Origin of the sequence: Pontibacter populi (assembly GCF_019336435.1) — a bacterium.
Taxonomy (GTDB): domain Bacteria; phylum Bacteroidota; class Bacteroidia; order Cytophagales; family Hymenobacteraceae; genus Pontibacter; species Pontibacter humidus.
This window is the reverse complement of sequence record NZ_JAHWXQ010000001.1, coordinates 1,129,423-1,152,144: the sequence shown is the minus strand read 5'-3', so window position 1 is coordinate 1,152,144 and position 22,722 is coordinate 1,129,423. Positions and strand designations below refer to the sequence as shown.

Below are 22,722 nucleotides of genomic sequence, written 5' to 3'. Positions count from 1 at the left end.
CTTATAACATAATATGCAGACCATACTTTTACAGGCCGGACAAGACGGAGGTTTAATGCCTCAGTTGTTAATGTTTGGCGCCATCATCCTTGTATTTTATTTCTTCATGATCCGTCCGCAGCAGAAAAAAGCGAAAGACCAGAAGAAATTCCGTGAAGAGCTAACCAAAGGGATGTTTGTAGTAACCATAGGCGGACTGCATGGCAAATTGGTTGCCGTGGAAGATGATACCGTGATAGTAGAGGTAGACAAAGGTGTCCGCCTTACATTCGACAAAGCTGCTATCTCGACAGAGGCCACAGCCAAGTTAAATCAGCAACCAAATAGCTAGCGACCATTGCCTTTTGGAGCAGTCAAAAATATAGTAGTATGGTTTATGAAGCCATTCAGGCCACAAACAAAGCAGTACTGGCGAGTAGTGCTGCTTTGTTTTGTGGCGGCTTCTACTTTTTGGATGCTTAATGCACTAAACAAAAGCTACTCCACTCAAACAACTTATCCGGTAAGGTTTATATATAACGAGAAACAACTGGTGCCGTTAAAGCCGTTGCCCGAAGAAGTACTCGTTAACGTAACCGCCAAAGGATGGAAACTCCTGCGTAAGGCGCTTCGCCTGGAAGTGCAGCCTGCAGAGATCTACATTCGCAATATTCCCCGCAATAATTATTTGTTAGGTTCTGCGCTTCGTCCTGCGCTGGTAAACGCCATGGATGGCCTGCAGCTTAACTTTGTAGTAACCGATACGCTGTCGTTTAATTTCGATTCTAAGACAAGCCGTACCGTTCCCCTACAACTGGACCCAAAACAAAAGCTAACTGCTGATGGGTTTGAAGTAGCTGGTCCTGTAAAGCTCTCTCCTGATTCTGTTACCTTTGTTGGTCCGTCATCTATAGTTAACAAAATTTCAAGCCCCTTTCTGGTACGTTTGCCGAGCACCAATCTGAAAGCTTCTGCAAAAGTGGAAGCGCCTGTAACCTATAAAAATCAGGAGTTGGTGAAGGCAAACATTGAGGAAACGGTAGCAACTATAAACATTAAAAATCTGGTGCAGGAAGAAAGGCAGCTTTTGCCTGAACTGGTAAATGTGCCTGAAGGGAGAAATGTTCTCTTGCACCCTGCCTCGGTTATCGTGCGCTACCAACTTTTCGAAGACTCGGTTTCGCTGCTTAACCGCGAATCGTTTAAGGCTGTGCTCAACTTCGCCAACTTCAACGCCAGGGACTCTACTATAGTACCGGAGTTGGTACAGAAGCCAGTAGGTGTGCGCAAAGTAATGCTGGCGCCGCAACGCGTAAAAGTGATCCTGCAAAAATAAGCATGTTAAAGATTGGTGTAACCGGGGGCATAGGTGTAGGTAAATCGATAGTTTGCCGCATGTTTGCAGTGCTAGGCATTCCGATTTATGATGCAGACACCCGCGCCAAATGGGTAATGCGTTATGATGAAGCACTGAAGCAAGAATTAACCGATGCTTTTGGTACTGACAGCTACACCGCAGATGGGGAACTGAACAGAGCCTATCTTGCGAAAACAGCCTTTCACAATCCCCAAAAACTTGCCTTGCTTAATAGCATTGTACACCCGCATGTTGCCAAAGATTTTATTGATTGGGCAGCAGCAAATAGTTCAGCACCTTATTTAGTGAAAGAAGCTGCCCTTATGTTCGAATCGGAATCGTGGCGGCAGATGGATGAGATCATCGCTGTGTTTGCTCCCATGGATGTGCGTATAAAGCGACTCCTACAACGCGATACCCACCGCACACAACAGGATATAGAAGCTATAATAGGCAAGCAGCTGAAGGAAGAAGAGAAAATGGCGCGTGCCCAGCATATCGTCTACAACGATGATCAACAGCTGTTGATACTGCAAGTGTTAAAGCTGCATGAACAGTTTCTAAGCAAAGTATAGTTCGAAGGTTTGAAGTGAACTTACTTTAACCTCTTCAATTGCTTTTACCTTTTTGTCATATTAAATATTAGTCGAGAGGCCTTAATCATCCTGTAGTTCCTCCTTTGTCATTTCGACGTCAGGAGAAATCTATCTTAGCTTATTGTTCTATAGTTTGCTACGCTTCTATCCGAAAGAAGCCTTTTCTTTCAAATTTCCTTTCATCCTGGGAGCTCTACTTACCTATTGTTTCAATTAAGCTTTGGTGCCCTCACGGCCGGGAGGCCCCGTCTTCGGGCATCGCGCGGTGTGAATCTCTTTTGCTCCTGCGTCGCAATGGCTGCGCCACCAGATATTCACAAGGCGCTCCACCCAAAGACTGGAATCATTCGCATAGTCACTTGAATTTATAGTTTGAAACTGCTCGCTTCGAGATTTTATCGTGGCTATAATTTCAAAGGGAACAGGTAAACCTGTCCTGCTCGTGGGCTGTAGCTATAGAAATATATCTAAAACTAAAGCAGTAGCAGAATTGTCCCCTTGAGGGGACTACAGGGGTGTTAAAGCGCTAACTATAGGACTATAGCTCAACTATAGCTATAGCCGAATTCCCTCTCGGGAGGGGTAGGGGTGGGTTAAAACTCCAACTATAGAAGTATGCCTCAACTATAGCAATACTAGAAAAATGCTCCCCGCCTTAGACAAGGAGGGGTAGGGGTGGTTGGGCCAACCGTAAACTATAAAACTATAGGCATAACTGTAGCAAAAGCCTCATCATGAAAATCCTTTAATCCTGTAAATCCTGATTCAGACAATTCCTGTCCCTTTCAGGCCAGTTGAGTCAGGACACTCAATACCATCCTAAGTCACGAGCGAGGACGCTCGCGCCAGCAGAATAGCTTAATAAAACTATAACCATTCCCTCTAGGAACTACGTACGCCGTCAAATCTTAAATCATGTGGATCCTACTTTACGCATCATCTTAATGCAAGCTTCCAGCCTCATGATCTGTACAAGCTAATAAGGTGTCAGGCTTGCAAATAAATGTAAATCAGGATATTATACTATTGGTTAGGGTGTGGCGTTAAACTGTAACAGGGAGAAAAGAGAAAGGATATTGGGAAAAGTATAGACATAAAAAAAGGACAACTTTTTGAGTTGTCCTTTGTGGGGCGTACTGGATTCGAACCAGTGACCCCCTGCTTGTAAGGCAGGTGCTCTGAACCAGCTGAGCTAACACCCCGTTTTATCGTTTCGTTGACCTGTTGTCCCCGTTTGATGATGCAAATATGGGGGCTTTTTTTGTAACTGCAAAACATTTGAAAAAAATTTTAACAATTTTTTTTCTGAGCTCCGGTACCTATTGTTCGCCTGTGATTACTACTGTACCTTTATCTTTTGTAAGATGCTTAAAATCTGATAATTCTCTTGAAGCAAAAAGGTCTTGTTAAAAAAGTGCTATTTTATGCAGCTGTTTCTGTAGTTGCTGTTATAGGTATAGCCTTTACCTTAGTGTATGTCTATCAGGATAAGATCATTACACTTTTTGTTACAGAAGCTAACAAGCATATCAAAACAAAGGTGGAAGTAGAGAAGATCTCGCTTTCACTTTTCGATAAGTTTCCGCAGGTAGCAGTATCGCTGGATAAGGTGAACGTAGTGGAAGGTGTGCCCGAGAGTGAGGTATCGTTGGCAAGGCTGAACAAACTCTATTTCACTTTCAGCATCTGGGATGTGTTGCGTGGCAAGTATAACGTGAAAGAATTATTCCTGGAAGATGGTGCTATTTATGTGAGAGTGCTGCAGGATGGCAGTGTGAACTATGATATCATTAAAACAGATACGACAGCAACTGAAGATGGCGACTTCGCTTTTAACCTGGAGCAGATAGACTTTAACCGTGTTGCTATAAACTATACTGATCTAAAGCTTAACCAGGCTTACGAAGTAAATGCGCACCAGCTACAGGCCGCGTTGGCTATCTCCACGGAAACCATTGGCATAGAAGCCGACGGCGATGCAACTATAAACACTATAAAAGTAGGCACTGGAGAATATTTTAAAGGCAAACGCGTGACGCTAAATACCGCGCTGCAGATCGACAGGCTGAAGAAAACAATAGCGCTGGAGCCATCGGTAATAAACGTAGAAAATGCCGCTTATGAAGTAGCTGGAACTATAGACTTTGCCGGTGTTACCGACCTTAACCTGACATTGCAGGGTAAGAATACCAGCATACAGTCGATGTTGTCGTTGTTGCCGCAACATATAACCAAAGAGTTTAACCAGTATCGTTCTGATGGCGACGTTTATTTCAGCGGAACTGTAAAAGGGGAGGCATCTTCTAAACATAATCCGGAAATTACATTCAGCTTTGGTTGTCGCAATGCCACATTCTACCACCCGGATGTAAAGCAGCGCATAGAGAAGCTGAGCTTTGAGGGCAGCTTTACCAACGGTAGCAAGCAAAACGCATCTACGTCGGCACTCACACTTAAGAACCTGAAAGGGTCACTAAACAACCGGCCGTTCTCGGGGAATATATCTTATGAAAACTTTAAGAACCCAACTATAGCCTTCGACCTGAGTGGTATGGTAGATGTGGCTTATGTGCTGGGGCTGCTGCAACTGGAGCAGGTGCGTACCGGAAGTGGCCTTGCTGATGTAAAGATCGCGTTCTCAGGTAACTTTAATGAGTTTAAAGCACGGCCGGGCAACAGCACGGTAAACACATCCGGCGACATAACTCTGCATAATGTTAGCCTTAACCTGAGCGACCTGCCACTGCCGGTAAACGGCATGAACGGCAACTTTATATTTAAGCACAACGACGTGGCAGTGTCTGATTTTAAAGGCAAGCTGGGTGAGTCTGATTTTGTGCTGAACGGGATGTTTAACAATGTAATGGCCTGGCTGCTGCTTGATAACCAGCGGTTATTTGTAGATGCCGATTTCAGCAGCAATTACCTAAACTTTGACCAGTTACTAAGCGAGAAACAGAATACACCAGCCAATGCCCGTAAAAGCGACTCTGGTTACCGCCTGGAAGTATCACCGAACATTGCATTCAACTTAGGGGCAAGTGTTAAAAAGATGCAGTTCCGGAGGTTTAAAGGCGAGAACATAAAAGGTGAGGTAACGCTCAAAAACCAGGTGATCACAACGCCTAACATTTCTGTAAATACACTGGGCGGTAACTTTGCCGTGCGGGGGAGTATAGATGCCCGCCAGCGCAACCATATAAAAGTAAGCACTGCCAGTAAGATCAACAACCTGAGCGTGGACAGCCTTTTCTATGTGTTCGAAAACTTTAACCAGGATTTTATCCTCGATCGCAACCTAAAGGGCAGCCTTACGGCAAATATTATTTCTGATGTGTACCTCGATAGTCAGCTTAACCCGAAGACAAACCTGCTGCAGGCTGAAATAGAGGCAACCGTGCGCAATGGTCAGCTTATAAACTTTGCACCTATGCAAAAGATGTCGGCGTTTGTGAAGCGCTCAGAACTGGCCAATATGCGATTCTCGGAGCTGCACAATAACTTCTATATCCAGGAGCGCACCATTTATATTCCGGAGATGGATATCCGCACCAGCCTGTCCCCGCTGCCTTCTGTTTCCATCTCGGGCACGCACACCTTTGACCAGGACATGGACTATAAAATTAAGATGCCCCTGTTCCAGAAGCGCCGCCCTGATAAAGACGCTGTATTTGGTGTAGTTGCCGAAGACCCCAATGCAGGTAACAGCATGCTCTTCCTGACGCTAAAGGGGAAAGAGAATAACTTTAAGCTGGCGTATGACGATGACCGCGTTCGTGCCAAAATCAAAGACGACCTGAAGCAGGAAGGCCAGGAAATAAAGCAGATACTGAAAGGAAAGAAACCTGTTAAAAAAGAGAAGACCGTAGAGTTGGAAGAAGGAGAGTACTTCGATTTCAATTAAACTATAGTTTGCCTCTCTGTTCCTCATTCCAACTATACTCCTTATAGTTGACAACCACTCAGATTTATAGTTGCTGACCCCAAAACTATAACACAAGCTATTAGCAGGCGGATGTTCTGCAAGCCCATCTACGCACCAATCTTATTTATTAGAATAGCTTAAATCAGATGTTTCTATATTGTAAAAATTCTATTTTGTGTTTGCATATAATTTAGGTGTGTTTACACAGGCTAAAGGTAGGTATAACGAAAAAATTATAAATAAATTGTAACCGCTGGGTAAATGGTGCGTTAAGTAAATCAAAACTACAATTCCTGAGGGGGATGTGGTTTTGTAGGGATAAGGTTTTATTTAAAGGTAGGTTCCTGCTCCTATTCTATTGAACTGCGGAGCCTGCAACGTCTGATGTAGGACAGACAAAAGATATAAGGGTGAAAAAAAAGCCGGAGCTTCTCCGGCTTTTTTATTTATAGTTACTCAAAGTCTGTAGTGCCATTTCGTACAACCGCGGCCTTGCCGGTTGGGTTACCCAACTGCCCCGTTGCCTGCATAAACACGCTTTGTGTTGGAGCGTACTGTGCGCCATGTCGCTCCACAACCTCAGTTACTTTATAGATCATCTCCTCTTTAATGTCTACATACTCCGTCCAGTCCATCGACTCCACAAAGTACAGCACCATAATATTTTTGGAAGCCGGGCCTATCGTTTGAAAGCGTACGATACCATCCTGGCTTGCCTGCGGATGATTGTTAATGTATTGCTGTAACTCTGTAACGATGGCTCTTATCTGAGCCGCAGTAGTATCAAAGGTAAGCGGAATCTCGAACTGCACTCTCCTGAAGGTGCGCAGCGTAAGGTTATTCAGTGGCTTATCGATCATGCTTTTGTTAGGCACCGTTACAAAAGATTTTTCCAGCGTACGGATACGTGTACTTCTGAAACCGATCTTTTCTATAGTTCCGGTAATGCCACCAACCTCTACCAGATCGCCGACAACAAACGGATGATCGAGAAAAATGGTGAAAGAGGCCAGCAGGTTTTCTAAGCTCTCTTTTGCCGCAAACGCAATGGCCAGACCACCTACTCCAAGGCCAGCAACCAAGCCAGCCACGTTCACGCCAAATACCGCTCCCAGCATCACCATGATCGAGAATATCACGACCATCACCTTCGAAAAGTCTTTGAAGAACGGCACCAGCTGGTCATCCATTTTAGATGCCGTGCGCGCCGTGCGGTGCTGGAAGATCAGACCTGTAAAATCGACCAGGCGCAGCACTACCCAGGTGAGGGCAACTATAACAAAGACCTGGTACGTCCGGAAAAAGAATGTTTTCAGGAACGGGTCACCTTTCCGGATCTCGCTTGGGTCCATGGGGTAATCGAGCACCTGGAACGCAAAGTACAGGAACACCAGGAAGAGTACCACCTCCAGTGGCTGTATCAGTAATCTTCTGAACGCAGGCAGGTTGTCTTCGTGCCAGAAGCGTTTTACCAGCTTGTATAAAACAGTGGACACCAGCTTAGACAACATCGTTTTAAAGATGAAGCCAAACAGCAGGATGCCCACAAACCACAGGTAATTGCTGACAGTATTACCCAGGAACTCATAGTTTAATATTTCTCTCCAGGAGGTTAAATCCATATTATAATAACTGGCTTAAAGCAATTTCGAAAGATGTTTTAGCGATCTCTGTTGTTGCTGCTCTTTTAGCATGCGTTTTCTCAAGGGCACGGGCTATTGTTTTAGAGATGTCAGAGAAGATGGCCTCGTCGGTAATTTCTACTTCGCTCTCCATTAAATAAGCAAACACACGGGCCATGCCGCAGTTGGCAATAAAATCGGGCACTACAGCTACGTTCTGGTCAGCAAATTCGCCGGTTGGTCCAAAGAATATCTCCGGATCCTGGAAAGGCACATTGGCGCCACATGAAATTACCTGCAGGCCGCTATTGATCATTTGCTGTAGCTGGTCTTTGGTAACAAGACGTGATGCAGCAGCCGGGATAAATATCTCAGCATTTACAGACCAGATACGGTTATTCACCTCCTCAAAAGACAGCATGTTCTCGGCGCGTAAAGCGTTGCCCTCACGCTTAAAGAACAGTTCCTGTATCTCCTCGAACCTATAGCCTTCCGGTTTGATAAGCCCGCCTGCTCTGTCGATGATACCAACTATAGTTGCGCCTTTCGCGGCAAGGTAATACGCTGCTGCAGCACCTACATTTCCCCAGCCCTGTATAATAGCGCGCTTGCCCTCAAACTGGCCGCCCCAGATACTATAGTAATGACGAACAGCTTCGGCTACACCATACCCGGTTATCATGTCGGCTATGGTATACTTGCGTGCGGCAGAAGGCGTATAGTTGGGATCTTCAATAACCTTGATCACACCCTGGCGCAGCTGGCCTATCTTGTTTATTTTCTGAGGCTCGGTAGCATGAAAGTGTCCGTTAACTACACCTTCCTGTGGGTGCCATAAACCATAGTCTTCTGTTATCGGAATTACTTCGTGTATCTCATCCACGTTCAGGTCGCCGCCTGTGCCATAATAGCTTTTAAGCAACGGAATAACAGCTTTGTACCAACGCTCCAATACGCCACGTTTGCGCGGGTCGGCAGGGTCGAAGTTAATACCAGACTTTGCACCACCTATAGCCGGGCCGGAAACTGTAAACTTAACTTCCATGGTCTTTGCCAGCGATTCAACTTCACGCTTATCCAGGCCTTTGCGCATACGGGTACCGCCACCGGCAGCGCCGCCACGCAGCGAGTTTATAACTACCCAGCCTTCGGCTTCGGTTTCAGCATCTTTCCATTCAAAAACTATTTCAGGTCTTTTATTCTCGAATTTCGCGAGCAGGTCTTTCATGTTGATTTATGTTATTCGGGTTGTGATGCAAAGGTACAAAATAAGTATAGAGCGTGCAGGTTACCCCCTATAAATGGCGCCGCCTACACTGTTGCGGCTGGCTCCGGTTACGGTTTGCAAACTATTGGTTTCGTTGCGCCAGCGCAGCGTTCCTAAAAAAGCAAACACCAGTGCTTCCTTAAAAGAAACAATCTCAGGCGAAGGCACTTCTATGCTATAGTTTTCGCCGGTATACTGCTGCAGCAACTCCATCAGGTATAAGTTAAAAGCGCCACCGCCGGTAGCCAGCAGGCGTTGCTTATAGTTGGCAGGTTGCAAGGCGCTGGCTATTTGCTGCGCAATATGATGGCAGGTGGTATGCAGTTTATCAGCTATAGTTGCCGGGCTTTCGGCTATAGTTTGCAGGCTGTTTTGCAGTGCCCATTCTTTACCCAGGGATTTTGGGTAAGGCTGACTAAAGTAAGCAGGAGCGTTAAGCTTTTCCAATAGCTGTATGTCCAGTTTACCCGACCGGGCCAGGTTGCCATCTTCATCATAGTTCAGGCCGGCTTCATTGGCGAGCGTGTTCAGTAACATATTGCAGGCTGATATATCATAAGCGATGCGCTGCCCGTTATGGTTAAATGAGATGTTAGAGATACCACCCAAGTTCAGGCAGTAATCATAGTCCGGGAAAAGCAGCTCGTCGCCGATGGGTACCAGGGGTGCGCCTTGCCCGCCAAGCGCAATGTCCAGCGTTCGGAAATCGCAGACTACGGGCAGGTTGGCGTGCGCAGCCAGGTAAGCGCCATGGCCTATCTGCAGCGAAATGTGTTTTTCAGGTTGATGGAAGACGGTGTGTCCGTGGGAGGCAACAAAATCAGGGGTAAGGTTGTTACGAAGTATAAACTGCTGTACCTGTTCGCCCATATACTTCCCGAAACTATGGTCAAGCGCAACCAGTTCTTGTGCTCCTGCCGTCTCCGCACCACGGAGAGAGTCAATCAGATAGGGGCTGTAAGCTGATGTTTCAGCATTAAGTATATTATATATCCAATTTTTGTTTTTATACGTAAGTCTACAATATGCAATGTCCAGGCCATCCAGAGAGGTACCTGACATTAAGCCGATCACGTGATAAGTATCCATGTGGCGAAGTTAAAAAAATGCTGGTAAAGACTTCAGCCAAATAACGTAAGCCTCGTATATATCTTATTATGAATAGGATGTAAAATAATGTAGAAACTGTTAGGTATAATTTTAAATTATGAAAAGTTTGTTATCTCGAATTGAATCAAAGAAGATAGATAAGGCGGCTGCCATGCTAAAAGTATTGGCTCACCCTAAAAGACTGGCTATAGTCGACCTGCTGGGTAAGGAGGAGAAAATGACTGTAACTGAGATATATAAGTATCTGAATCTGCCCCAGGCAATAGCTAGTCAGCACCTGATCACGTTAAAAGATAAAGGTGTGCTCTCCTCGTTTAAAGTTGGCACAAAAATCTATTACTCGCTTTCGATCCCTAAGCTTATTGATGTAATTGATTGTCTGGAAGAGTGCTGTATTGATATCTAATACCTCTACATTCTGTTAAGTCAGTTTGATCTGAAAAGACCAAAGGCTTCCGTTTTTGCTTTTAGTAAGCTAACGGGAGCCTTTGGTCTTTTTCATTCACTAAAAAAAATAAGCTATTCACTTATTTATATAGTCTTATAATTGAATCTCTTCAGATTGATTTTCGAGGTTGAAAAGGTCGTTTAGTAAATCGATAAGCGTTTCGGCCTCGCCGCGCTTACAAGCTGCTTTTAACTGTAGTACCGGCAACTTAATTATCTTCTGCATCATAGATTTTGTAATGTTATCTATGTGCTTCACTTCATCAGGGTTAAGCTTTTTAACATAACGCGCTATCTCTTCCTGGCGGATATTTTCGAGCGCATTCTTCAGCTTATTTATAGTTGGCGACACTACCATCTCTTTCGACCAGTCGTTGAACTGCTCAATAGACTCTGTAATAATCGCTTTTACTTTAGGTATTGAATTAATGCGCTGCTGCAGTGCCTCTGATGCTTTGTTCTGGATAGTGTCTATGTTATAGAGTAGCACACCCGGTATAGTTTCCACATCTGTCTCAACACTACGCGGCACCGACAGGTCAATAAAGAACTTGAATGAAAGAATGTCCAGGCGCTTAATCATTTCTTTGGTGAAGAATGGTGTTTCGCGGGCTACGGAAGAGATGATCACATCCGCTTCTTTCAGACCCTGCACAATGTCTTCAAATGGCAGTACCTGCATGTTGCACTCTTCGGCCAGGTGTTGTGCCTTGGTAAGCGTGCGGTTGGTTATTCTAACGTCGGTGAAACTGCTGTCTTTCAGGTTGCGGCACACATCGGCACCAATCTCACCTAAGCCAACAACTAATATCTTCGGGTCAGCTATATCAGCAGTCAGTTCTTCTATTAACTCCACAGCAGCATACGAAGTAGAGGCAGCGCCATCGCGGAAAGAAGTTTCCTGTACTACACGCTTGTTGGTGAAGAAGATGGTGTGCATCAGGCGGTGCAGGAACGGGCCAGCCGTATCGTTATCCGCAGACCACTGGTAAGCCTGTTTTGCCTGATTGGATATCTGCATATCACCTACTACCTGCGACTCCAGGCCCATCGAAACATCGAACAAATGCTGTACCGCATCGTTGTGCTCGTTCAGGATAGTGAAGTAATCAAAATAGCTGGATATGTTGCTGATGCCTTTTGTAATGCCAAGTAACTTTACAATTTCCTGGCTAAAGTCGGTATCAGCGTTATAATAGACTTCGGTACGGTTGCAGGTAGAAAGGACCAGAATATCAGTCGCCTGAATAAAATCCTTGAGCGCCTGAAGGAATTGTCTGCATGAGTTTTCATCTAAGGCAATCAGTTCCCTGATATCCAGCGGCGCTTTTTTGTAAGACAGGCTGATTGCTTTAAAATTCTGTAGCATAGTGGCTGTAGAAATACTAAAACGCAAATTTACAGTTTGATTTAGCAAAAATAAAACTTACTTGCCCTTATTATTCAATTTATACTAAATTCATATAATTTTCGTGTTTCCTGCATGATACCCATCTATTCTCAGAAAAACAGAATAAAGTTTATAGTTGTAATAATAGCGCTCATTATTGGGGCAGCAACTATAACATATACCAATATTCTGGTAAGTAAGTTATCTGAGCGGGAGCAGGAGTTGGTGCAACTATACGCCAAGGGTCTGCGCTACATGATCAGTGCCCCTTCTGACGACAACATTGTCTTTATAGAAGAAGAAATCCTTTCGGCCAACACCACCGTGCCCGTTATACTTACCGACGAAAAAGAGAATATACTCGACTCTAAAAACATTGATATACCGGAAAATATTGCGGATGACCCTGCAAAGGTAAATGAGATGCTGCAGCGGCAGATCAAAAAAATGAAAGCCCAGCATGCACCTATAGTTGTGCCCTGGGCTGAAGGCTCGGTTAACTATGTTTTTTATAAAGACTCAGACCTGCTTTCGCAGCTACGTTACTACCCGTATGTGCAGCTGATGGTAATTGCCTGTTTTGCGCTGATGGCTTATTTTGCTTTTAGTTACTCGCGTAAGGCGGAGCAGAACAGGGTTTGGGTTGGTTTGGCGAAAGAAACGGCGCACCAGCTGGGCACGCCGTTATCGTCGTTGATGGCGTGGTATGAGTATATGAAGGTGAGCCCCAAGTTTGAGAACGAACCTATAGTCGCCGAACTATGGAAAGACATCAGAAGGCTGGAAGTAATTACCGAACGCTTCTCCAACATCGGCTCGGTGCCACTACTCCGCGACGAAAACATTTACCAGGTAACCCAGAACGCAATCAACTATCTGCAGAACAGGATTTCCAGGAAAGTGGAGATGGAGGTTGTTTCTACATTTTCGCCAGATATAACTGCAAAAGTAAATGTGCCGCTTTTTGACTGGGTAATTGAAAATATCTGTAAAAATGCTGTTGATGCAATGGAAGGCCGTGGAAGCATAACCCTAAAGATGGTATTACTCGGTAAAAGCAACATAGCTTTGGATATTACGGATACCGGAAAAGGCATACCTAAAAGTAAAGTAGACTCTGTTTTTCTTCCGGGCTACACAACCAAGAAGCGTGGCTGGGGTTTAGGCCTGGCGCTAGCCAAGCGTATTATCGATAACTACCACCGCGGCAGGTTGTATGTAAAATCCTCTGAGGTGGGTAAAGGCACTACGTTTCGGATTGTGCTGAACAGGTGATTTATAGTTTAGGAGTTAAAGAGTTTTGGAGTTAAAGAGGTATTTAAATCAACCAATTTCCAAATCTGCTTAACCTATAGTTCAGTTAGTAATTTGAGCTTCAGCAAATTTTTAAACCAGCTACTGTAAGTGATAGAGGTTGTAAAGTATAGCGCAAACTATAAAGATGCCTGGGATGATTTTGTAAGAGCTTCCAAAAACGGCACTTTTATGCTGCACCGCGATTACATGGACTATCACGCTGACAGGTTCGAAGATCATTCGCTTTTGTTTTATAGAAAAGGCAAGCTGGTGGCGCTGCTGCCGGCCAACGTAGTGGGCACAGAAGTACAGTCTCATGGCGGGCTGAGTTATGGCGGTATAGTTAGTGGAGCAAGTATGAAAGCCCAGTTGATGCTGGACGTTTTTGATGCGATGCTCCTTTACTATAGGGCATTAAGCTTTGAGGCTATAAACTATAAAGTGATACCGCACATTTATCACCAGCACCCGGCCGAAGAGGATTTGTATGCACTTTTCAGAAATGACGCTACACTTTACCGCCGCGATCTGAATACGGTTATTTCGCTCCAGAACCGTCTGCCTTACAATACCTTCCGCAAACGTAAACTAAACCTTGCTGCCCAGCAGTGTATAAAGGTTGGTCAGAGCCAGAACTATAGGGCCTTTCTAACTATAAGCCGACAGATCCTTGCCGATAAATATAATACCACACCCGCTCATACAGCTGACGAACTAGAGTTGCTGGCATCCTGCTTTCCAGGTAACATTAAACTATACACTGCTGAAAAGGATGGCCATTTGCTGGCAGGCATCCTGATCTACGAAACAGCCACTGTATCACATTGCCAGTACATAGCCACTTCCCTCGAAGGACAGCAACTCAGCGCTCTTGACCTGCTGACAAACTACCTGATTTCAGAGGTATTTGCTCATAGACTATACTTTAGTTTTGGGGTTTCTACGGAGCAGCAGGGTACATACCTGAACCAGAATCTTATCCTAAACAAAGAAAGTTACGGTGGGCGTGCTGTAGTACAGGACTTTTATAGGATCACACTTTAAGGATAAGCTTTTCCTATAATAACGACTATCTGAAAAAATAACACTGAGATTAGCAAATGACTTAATAGCATTAGTCTTAGAATCAGGTTTTACAGAAATTACCCATACATTTTGAGAGTGATTGCTTTAAAGTGTTTGTATATATGCAAGCATACCATTATTTAACTTTGTCTTTGATTCGTTCAATATCTATATAATCATATATTTATAAACATATATTTTATTGAACATTGAGTGCCTTTTACGGTGTTTAAAAAAGAAAGTTATATAAATAATCTAAGTAAAACCTATCAGATATCCTATTAGCAATTGAGCATATTGTGTATTAAAAAGAATCCTTATTTGAGGCTTATGCTCCTGTTGTGTATCAGCAAAACCTTGTATAACTTCTATAGGCAAAGGATAATATTATGTGGTAAAGTTAAACTTTTACATATAAAAATACTCTTTTTGGGCAATGTAAATTCTTGTTAGCCACAAAACAATAAAGTTAGAAAGATGAAAAATTTAAGTTATAAATGGGTTTGTAATATGAAAAGTACAATTCATAACCTGTTGTTTGCTATGAAATTTTCTTTATCAACCATTTAAATTTTACCAATTAGAACTAATCATTTTAATCGGTCACAATAAGATATACCTAGTCACTTTTGCTTATGAAGATTTCTACACTTTTGAGAGATTTACCTGTTAGTAAACGATTTATAGTTGTATTAACTATAATGTTGCTGTGCTTTAGCTCTGAGAGCTTCGCAGAAATAAAATCGTGGACAGGCGCCACAAGTTCGGACTGGAATACAGCAAGTAACTGGTATCCTGCAGGTGTGCCAAGTGCTACGGATGATGTTATAATTGATGTGGTCCTCAATGTAAATAGGTATCCCATCATAAATGACTGGAACGACTATACTATAAAATCCCTAACTATAGGCGAGGCCAATAACTCTGAGTTTAAGATGGCACCAAGGACCATGACAATTACTGGAGATGTAAAAATTGGAGCTAAAGGTGTTCTATGGAATCAGGGAGCTACAGCTTACTATCATGGAAACTTTACTGTTATTGCTGGTGGCGTGTATAGAGAGAGCGCATACTCAGATAATAATGGTAGAGGTAGTGGAAGTAAGATTTGGCCGGAATCCGAATTCTTAGGTAAAGATAAGATAATAGATATTGCTACTACTGGGAGCGGTTTTGGTAACCTAACAATTTCAAATTCCATCATACTTGCAAAAAACCTGAATATCATTCAGGTAAATGCTTATAAAACGAATAATCCCAATCAGATAGTTACTACCAACCGACCAGAGTTAACAATAAGTACATCTGGTATTCTTGATCCACAATTGAATCAGGTCAGAATTACTACAAGTACTGACAGCAGACTAACTCCTATATTCACAGTAGCAGAAGGGGGAACTCTATTAGTAAAAGCAGCGATGTTCAGGGGAAACTATACGGATCATAATGCCACAGTAGTTATGTTCCCTACTGTGCTAAGTGCACTTGGTGTTATAAATTATTCCGGAACTATAAACCAGGATATCCTCTCAGGATCGCAGTACAGTTATGGCGTCCTCAGGATTGGTGGTACTGGTACAAAGACTTTGTTAGCAGATTCGTACGTGATGTCGAATTTGTTTGTGGATGCTGCAACATTGGATATTAAAAACTTTACCTTAAACAGAACAGCCTTAGGTGGGACAATGAACGTTGCCAACTTAGCAACACTTATGCTGAGCGCTTCAAACTTTCCGTCAAATTATCAAACAGTAGACTTGGGATCTTTAAGTACTGTTGAATATTATGGCGCTGCACAAAATGTGGCTGATGTAGCCAAAGGCTACGGTAACTTGCATTTAATAGGTACTGGTATAAAAACAATGCCCACTCCTGCTTTGGGTGCTCCGCTGGTAATAGCAGGTAATTTAAAAGGAGCAGGGTCTGCTTCTTTCACTGCTTTAAGCAACATAAATATTGCCGGTAATGTGGACCTTAGTAGTACTGCATCCTTTAAAGGCGGCACTTTTACACATACAGTAGGTGGTAACTGGATTAATGATGCAGATTTTACAGGAAATACAAGTACAATCATATTAACTGGTACTGGTAAAAAAATAGAGAGAACGTCAACTGCTGCGCTAAGTGCCACACTTAAGAATGAGTTTAATAACCTTCAGGTTGCTGGTTTAGGTACCACGGTAACAGTACCAACCGGACAAAACTTAACTATAAATGGTAACCTGCTTACCACGGGCGCAGGTACACTAACACAATCCGCTAATGGGCTGGTAATGGCTGGCGGCACAAGCACTACGCCAACAACCATAAGCGGGTCAGGGATTGTCCTGAATAACCTTACAATTGCTGGTTACACAAACACAGCTGCATCATTTCTGGTTAATGGCAACTTTGCTACTAGTTCCGGAGGATCATTTGTTGCCTCTGCCGGTATAGTAACGATGGGTACTTTAAACCCATTAGTAAAGTATACAATTTCTCATGCTGGTGCTGGAGTAACGCAGTTCTTTAACTTAACTATTGCCCGTTCTACTACAAACGCGGTTGTTGAAACAGGTACCAACCTTTTTATCAAGTCAAACTTAAGTGGGAATAATCTGGAGGCCACTGCAGGCACAGTTACTTTCAATGGAAGCTCAACTTTTGGCGGTATTCATAAATTGAATAATGTAACAATAACAGACGGCACTACACTCACTATGGCGCCTGCCTCTAAAATGAGTGTAAAAGGCACTTTTACTGGTCTGCCCGGCAACTTTATTGCAACAGCTCCAAACACAGTAGTTTACAATGGAGATGGACAAACTGTAAATAACTTTACTTACTATCACTTAGAATTGTCGAAGGCTGGGGTATCAGCGACGAAAACAGCGGCCGGAAACATTACTACTCTTGGCACCCTGACTACAGAGAGCGGAGTGACTTTAAATACGGGCAACTATACGCACACCTTGTACGGCGACTGGGTGCACAATGGTATTTACTCAGGGGCGAGCAGTAACCTTATATTTGCCGGTACTTCTGATGCGAAGATTTCAGGGCCTGTTAATGCACCAGCTATAGTTGCTGCCGGCTTCACTGTAAATAAAACAGCTGCAAGCGTAGTTACTACTGAAATAAACATAACAACCAATACCCTGGCATTAACTAATGGCTCTATGTCGACTATAAAATCAGGTGTGGATCCTTTTGGCGCTTCGGCCATTAAAGTTAAAGTGTTAGGTGAGCGCTCTGGTAGTGGCTGGGTAAATGGTACCATTGTTAGAAAACTTGATAGTGGTTTTAAAAGCAGAGTAGATAGAAAAGCAAGCAGAGTAGATGGGGAAGAGGGTTATGCTTTTAATGGAGAGTTTGCAAAAATCTTTTTTGGTACAGTTTCAGGTGTCAGTGAAATATCGATGACAACTGTGCCAAACAAACAAGTAAAAGGGTTTAGAGATGGCGCCCCTATTAACAGACTATATAAAGTTAGTGTGACTGAAGGAAGCTATTCAAATGCTACTATACAAATCCAATATGAAGATTCAGAGCTGAATGGAAATATTGAGGAGCTTGAAGAAGGGATTAAGACTTCACACTCACTTACTTATGATGAAAGCTTAGGAGGGAACTGGGCAGATGGCGTTAGAGATGGATATCATATTGTTCAAAATTGGTCTGGAAGAAATGGATACACAAGCAACGATCCTGTAAACTCCTTAAATAACTACTTTACACTTTCCAATATCGCATCACTTTTCAGATGGGACGGCAGTGAGAACCAAGCTTGGGAAACTGCAGGGAACTGGACACGTGTAACCCTGAAAGAAAATGCACAAGGCGAGAGAGTAGAAGAGTACAGCACGCCAAGCGACGCACCATCTATATCTGATATAGCTGAGTTAGGTGCACTCTTACATATACATGATCCTATTATTAGTTCAAATGTAAGTATCAAGGGCCTGCAATTCAAGACAGCTAAAAAAGTTAAGCTTACAATCAACTCGGGCACAACTAATGCTTTCAGGGCGAGAGGTAGCTTGTTGCTCTTTGGAGAGGAGAATATCAACCATGAAATTATTACAGGTAATCAGACATTTAGGATTGACGGTAATGTTGTCTTAGATCAAGGAAATCACAAGCTTGATCTTTCAAAAACAAGTGGAAGTATTCTTGTTGGGGGAAGTTTAACACAAACTGGTTCTTCAGTAAGTCTCGGATCAGGTGACCTATTTATAGTTGGCGACTACATTTATAAAAACAATGCCCCATTCTCTTCAACTGGAACAGTAACTTATAATGGTGGCGCAGCGCAAATCGTAGCCGATGTACCATATAATAATCTTACTATTAACAAGACAGGTGGTGCAGCGCAGTACTCTACTACAGGCAAAACTATAGCTGGTAATTTAAATGTGGTAAATGGTAACCTAGTGCTGCAATCAGCTTTAGAAACCCCAAGTACTATAACTGTTAATGGTGATGTTACAATTGGGAACGCTGCAACTAGTACTTCGGGTACACTGAATGCAACAAACGCAAATATCAAACTTGCCGGAAACTGGAATAGAGTTATAGGTAACTTTATACCGGGCACAGGAACCGTAGCTTTCGAGGGCGTTGCTGCACAAACTATAACAGCATCGCCATTCAACAATCTTGCCTTCAAAAACACTTCATCAACAGGAGTTTCACTAACAGGTAATCTTGCAGTAAGTGGGAACGTAACGCTAGAGCAGGGAACTCTAAACCTTGATTCTTTTACTATGAACAGAAGTACTGTGGGAGGTGTATTAACCATCGGAGCGGGAGCTACCCTGGATCTGAAAGGAGCTGATAATTTCCCCGCCAACTTTACTGCAAGTACAATTGATCGCAGTAGTACAGTGTTTTACTCAGGCGCTGCTGTTGAGCAAATTATCAGAGCGCTGAACTACGGTAAACTGGTACTTTCTAATGGTAACAGTAATGGTTTTGCCAAGAAGTTAGAGGGAACAACTGGTGCAGCTGGAGAACTTATAATAAATAGTTCAGCCATATTTAATGCTAATGGTAAGACCCTTACGATTAGCGATAACTTCATTAATTATGGAACAACCCAGCAAGGGGGAGCAAGTACACTTATCTTAACCTCATCGGATGGTACTGAAAAGGTCTTAAAGGGTACAGCGGGTACTAATGCAGCCCCTACAAATCAGTTGAATTTTTATAACCTGATAGTCCAAGAGGGTGCAAAATATAAGTTAGAAACATTAGAAGGTGCAGCAAATCCAACCCTCAATCCTGTAATGGTGATAGCCGGTAAAGTAGATATTAAAGGCGCTTTAGATGCGGCCAAAGGATCAGTACAGGTAGTTGGCGATTTTATAAATACCGGAATATTAAAGGCGAGTGGTCAGGCAATATTTGTGGGCACTGGGCCGCAAACAATTCAGTTGTTAGCACCAATTATACCTAGCGTAGCTGGGCCACCAACTGTAATATTTGCTGGTACTGTTTCTCCTGTACTCAATTCTACAGCAGCACCACTGTTCGGAAACGTAGTAATCAGCAATACAGGTGGTGTAACCACAAGCGTAAACTGGACAGTTGGTGGGGTGTTAACTGTAACTACAGGTGCCAAGTTTCATGGCGGAAGTTATACACATACAATTAATACTGGTATCTCAAATGATGGTGAAATTACAAGTTCTGGTGTAATAGACTTTAGCCCTTTAAACCAGGGAGCTGTTGGGTTACTGCCAACAAAGCCTTACTACCCATTAAAGTTTGGCGAATCACCATTGTCATTTAGAACCACGGGTACACTAATTATCGGAGGTACAGAGCCAGTAGCCTTATTAGGAGTCCTTCCTTCTACATTCAATAATTTGATAATCAGTAACAAAAATGCCGGTAGTATGGCAGATCAAATTCCTGCAGGAGTAACCGGGGTAGCACTTAGTACATCACTGCTTCCACTTTATGGTTACAATGGTATGGGTTGGAATGTACTAGGAAACCTAACCATTGAAAGTGGCAGTAGATTTAATGCAGGCTCTGTCTTGATAGACCCAGTTTCCGGCACTGCAAAACCTGTTGTTTATAGTGTATATGGTAACTTTACAAACCGCGGCACTTTAAATGCAAAACAATCTACTTTTACCTTTAAAGGAGCCGATTCTAAAATTGAAGGAAGTGGAACAACAAACTTTGGTATCCTTACTACTGATACTAACTCAAAACTCACTATTAATAAAAATATTAGTGTTTCTGGCAATCTTATACACAATGGTACCGCATTCAATGCAACTAACTCAACTATAAGCTTTGTTGGTGCTAGCCCATCAGATGTTTCTGCGCCTACTGGAATGGCTGCAACTCCTAAGGTGCCACTTAGCTTATCAAATATTAGAGTTGCCAAAGATGTACAGACAACTAAGGTTGCCATTAAATCAAATGTAGATAAACTCCTGAATGTATCAGTTGAATCCGGGGTGCTAGATTTTGAAACAAGTGAAGTCGTGGTGCATCCTGATGTAACAGAAACATTGGATGGTGTTACCTCAACTACTCCTTTTACTACAACCATTGCTGCACTTGATGGCGCAACTATAAAAGTAGGAGGCACTAGTACCCTACCAGCCGCAGATATATTCAGCTTTGCGCCAACCAGTACAGTAGAATATTATGGTGGTACAACAGTAAATGATAATCAAGTTGTTAGAAATGCGCAATACGGTAATTTAACACTGAGCAATCTTAGCACTAAAACCTTTGAGAGTGGGCATACCAAAGTTGCAGGCAACTTTGCTGTGTTGAATGAGGCCAAGGTTAAAGCGCCTACTACATTTGAGTTTAACGGGGCTGGGGCTCAGACAGTAGCTGCTATTAACTATAATAACCTGATCTTAAGCAATACAAATATTAAAACATTTGCTCCAGGGGAAACCGGTTTAGCAGGTTCATTTACTATAGCTCCAGAAGGCACAGCCACTGCTGATGCTATTACAAATAGTACAACTATAAATTATAATGGCCTGGTACCCCAATCGGTACTCCCTATCAATTACTATAACCTGACATTAAGTGGTAGCGAGGCAAAATCATTTACATCCGAAACAGGTATAGCCAATATTTTTGTGCCAGGAACTGGTTTGGCAAACACTTCTGCTGCTGGTAATACAATTACCTTTAATGGTTTAAGAGATCAAAAAATACCTGGTCTGGCTTATAAAAATCTTAAAGTTTCAGGATCAGGCACTAAAACATTACTAGGCAATGCTATAGCAGAAGAAAGCCTGATGATGGAGGCTGGTACAATTGCTACAAGTTCCTTCACCTTAACCTTAGCTAATACAGCAACAATAGTTGATGAACGAAGTGATAGTTATGTTGTAGGACGCCTTGTAACAACTCGTATTCTAGGCAGCACTACAGCTGGTGATGCAACAAATGTTACTCAAAGCGTAACTCCTCAGGCTGTGAGCGCTATAACAGAAACCTTTGGTAACATTGGTCTTTCCATGACGCCAGTTGTCGGTAATCCTGGCGAGGTAAAGGTTACGCGCGTAACAGGGGCTGCCGCAATTGTTGGAAATGGTAAAAATGTACAGCGCTATTTTCTGGTAGAACCAACAACAACCAGTGCTTCAAACCGTGTAAATATCGAGGCTATATATTTACCGCATGAAGTTTTAAGTGAGATAAAGGATGAACAAGGGTCATTGGCATTCTTCTGGTCAGATACTAATGTCCCTACTTCAAACTGGAGAATTGTAGAGTCGAGCAGTGCCACAGAGGCAGTAACAAATCAAAGGGTTAGTGCTACAAATGTAGGGCAGGCTGGCTACTTTACGCTGGGTAGTAGAATTACTCCTCTACCTGTTGAGCTCCTTTCTTTCACAGCTACCAAAAAAGGAAATAACGCTGAATTGAAATGGACAACGGCGACCGAGCAAAATAACCAGGGATTTGAAGTGCAGGTATCTGTAGATGGAAAGAATTACGAGAGGCTCGGGTTTGTCGAAAGCAGAGTGGGATCATCGGCTATGAAGCAGGAATATAGTTTTACGGATGCGCGTAGCAGCAAAAACGGAGTACAGTATTATCGCCTGAAGCAGATCGACTTTGATGGCACGTCTAAAATATATGGTCCTAAAACTGTGAATTTTGGCGATATAGTGGCCGCTAGCCCTTCTGAAGCGTATCCAAATCCATTTAAGGATAAGTTACGTGTAAACATAAGCACACCAGAGCGTGGAGTTGCAACTATAAAACTGTACACAGCCACTGGCCGTCTGCTCAAAACAGAGGCATTGCAAGTAGAGGCGGGAGTTAATGACAGCCCATTGTCATTAGCAAATACAGCGTATGAACCAGGCTTATACTTGCTGGTAATAGAGCTGAATGGAAAGCAGCAAACTATAAAGCTGATGAAAGAGTAAGGATAATAACTAAATAAAATAAAACAGGCTCCTCGCAAGGGAGCCTGTTTTATTTTAAGGCTAGAGTGAGCCTTCAGCTTGGGCTCAATGCCAATAATATACGAATGCTCAAATCTGACGACTCCAGTTTCTTCTCAACTACCTACTCCCTTACCCTGCTCAACGAGACTTGAATTAATAATTGAACGCTAATAAAAAGCAAACCTACTATGTGGCTCTTTTGATAGGAGAGATCAAAGGGATAAATATTTAGTGAATAAATC

At 43.0% G+C, this 22,722-nt stretch carries 12 protein-coding genes and 1 tRNA gene; 8 read left to right on the top strand and 5 right to left on the bottom strand.

Features of this window, described 5'->3' with window-relative positions; genetic code table 11:
• The first annotated feature begins 13 nt into the window (after positions 1–13).
• The 3 genes from yajC to coaE are packed head-to-tail and all read left to right on the top strand — an operon-like array spanning position 14 to position 1,911.
• Positions 14–331 (top strand): preprotein translocase subunit YajC, encoded by a 318-nt coding sequence (gene yajC, locus KYK27_RS04965; protein WP_199108877.1) that lies wholly within the window; start codon positions 14–16, stop codon positions 329–331.
• 45 nt (positions 332–376) lie between these two features.
• A complete protein-coding gene (locus KYK27_RS04960; RefSeq protein ID WP_233150253.1) occupies positions 377–1,315 on the top strand; it encodes a hypothetical protein in 939 nt (312 codons plus the stop codon).
• A 2-nt stretch (positions 1,316–1,317) separates the two neighbouring features.
• Entirely contained in the window at positions 1,318–1,911 is a 594-nt protein-coding gene (coaE, locus tag KYK27_RS04955) for a dephospho-CoA kinase (RefSeq protein ID WP_199108876.1), read from the top strand.
• A 1,148-nt stretch (positions 1,912–3,059) separates the two neighbouring features.
• Here the strand turns inward: coaE and KYK27_RS04950 are convergent.
• Positions 3,060–3,134 (bottom strand) — tRNA-Val (locus KYK27_RS04950).
• 185 nt (positions 3,135–3,319) lie between these two features.
• Here KYK27_RS04950 and KYK27_RS04945 point away from each other — a divergent pair.
• The gene (locus tag KYK27_RS04945; RefSeq protein ID WP_199108875.1) at positions 3,320–5,836 is read left to right on the top strand and encodes an AsmA-like C-terminal region-containing protein; all 2,517 of its coding nucleotides are present in this window, start codon (positions 3,320–3,322) and stop codon (positions 5,834–5,836) included.
• Between the two features lie 473 nt (positions 5,837–6,309).
• Here the strand turns inward: KYK27_RS04945 and KYK27_RS04940 are convergent, their stop codons facing one another.
• The 3 genes from KYK27_RS04940 to KYK27_RS04930 are packed head-to-tail and all read right to left on the bottom strand — an operon-like array spanning position 6,310 to position 9,835.
• The gene (locus tag KYK27_RS04940; protein WP_199108874.1) at positions 6,310–7,479 is read right to left on the bottom strand and encodes a mechanosensitive ion channel family protein; all 1,170 of its coding nucleotides are present in this window, start codon (positions 7,477–7,479) and stop codon (positions 6,310–6,312) included.
• Position 7,480: 1 nt separating this feature from the next.
• Positions 7,481–8,707 carry a Glu/Leu/Phe/Val dehydrogenase dimerization domain-containing protein gene (locus KYK27_RS04935; RefSeq protein WP_199108873.1) on the bottom strand — a complete coding sequence of 409 codons (1,227 nt, stop codon included), beginning with the start codon at positions 8,705–8,707 and terminating at the stop codon, positions 7,481–7,483.
• A 60-nt stretch (positions 8,708–8,767) separates the two neighbouring features.
• Entirely contained in the window at positions 8,768–9,835 is a 1,068-nt protein-coding gene (locus KYK27_RS04930; protein ID WP_199108872.1) for an anhydro-N-acetylmuramic acid kinase, read from the bottom strand.
• Positions 9,836–9,953: 118 nt separating this feature from the next.
• On the opposite strand from KYK27_RS04930, the gene KYK27_RS04925 reads away from it, so the two are divergent.
• Positions 9,954–10,262, top strand: a complete 309-nt coding sequence (locus KYK27_RS04925) for an ArsR/SmtB family transcription factor (protein WP_162347343.1) — start codon at positions 9,954–9,956, stop codon at positions 10,260–10,262.
• Between the two features lie 135 nt (positions 10,263–10,397).
• Here the strand turns inward: KYK27_RS04925 and hemA are convergent, their stop codons facing one another.
• On the bottom strand, positions 10,398–11,672 hold the full coding sequence (hemA, locus tag KYK27_RS04920) for a glutamyl-tRNA reductase (protein WP_199108871.1): 1,275 nt from the start codon (positions 11,670–11,672) through the stop codon (positions 10,398–10,400).
• Positions 11,673–11,786: 114 nt separating this feature from the next.
• Here hemA and KYK27_RS04915 point away from each other — a divergent pair, with 114 nt between their 5' ends.
• The 3 genes from KYK27_RS04915 (at position 11,787) to KYK27_RS04905 (ending at position 22,459) form a co-directional block, all read left to right on the top strand.
• On the top strand, positions 11,787–12,968 hold the full coding sequence (locus tag KYK27_RS04915; protein ID WP_199108870.1) for a sensor histidine kinase: 1,182 nt from the start codon (positions 11,787–11,789) through the stop codon (positions 12,966–12,968).
• A 129-nt stretch (positions 12,969–13,097) separates the two neighbouring features.
• Entirely contained in the window at positions 13,098–14,033 is a 936-nt protein-coding gene (locus KYK27_RS04910; RefSeq protein WP_199108869.1) for a GNAT family N-acetyltransferase, read from the top strand.
• Between the two features lie 656 nt (positions 14,034–14,689).
• On the top strand, positions 14,690–22,459 hold the full coding sequence (locus tag KYK27_RS04905; protein WP_199108868.1) for a T9SS type A sorting domain-containing protein: 7,770 nt from the start codon (positions 14,690–14,692) through the stop codon (positions 22,457–22,459).
• The last annotated feature ends 263 nt before the right edge of the window (positions 22,460–22,722 follow it).

Bases quoted from the DNA above. Each gene is read 5' to 3' on its own strand.
- yajC (WP_199108877.1), top strand. From the start codon at position 14: ATGCAGACCATACTTTTACAGGCCGGACAAGACGGAGGTTTAATGCCT.
- KYK27_RS04960 (WP_233150253.1), top strand. From the start codon at position 377: ATGAAGCCATTCAGGCCACAAACAAAGCAGTACTGGCGAGTAGTGCTG.
- coaE (WP_199108876.1), top strand. From the start codon at position 1,318: ATGTTAAAGATTGGTGTAACCGGGGGCATAGGTGTAGGTAAATCGATA.
- KYK27_RS04940 (WP_199108874.1), bottom strand. From the start codon at position 7,479: ATGGATTTAACCTCCTGGAGAGAAATATTAAACTATGAGTTCCTGGGT.
- KYK27_RS04935 (WP_199108873.1), bottom strand. From the start codon at position 8,707: ATGAAAGACCTGCTCGCGAAATTCGAGAATAAAAGACCTGAAATAGTT.
- KYK27_RS04930 (WP_199108872.1), bottom strand. From the start codon at position 9,835: ATGGATACTTATCACGTGATCGGCTTAATGTCAGGTACCTCTCTGGAT.
- KYK27_RS04925 (WP_162347343.1), top strand. From the start codon at position 9,954: ATGAAAAGTTTGTTATCTCGAATTGAATCAAAGAAGATAGATAAGGCG.
- hemA (WP_199108871.1), bottom strand. From the start codon at position 11,672: ATGCTACAGAATTTTAAAGCAATCAGCCTGTCTTACAAAAAAGCGCCG.
- KYK27_RS04915 (WP_199108870.1), top strand. From the start codon at position 11,787: ATGATACCCATCTATTCTCAGAAAAACAGAATAAAGTTTATAGTTGTA.
- KYK27_RS04905 (WP_199108868.1), top strand. From the start codon at position 14,690: ATGAAGATTTCTACACTTTTGAGAGATTTACCTGTTAGTAAACGATTT.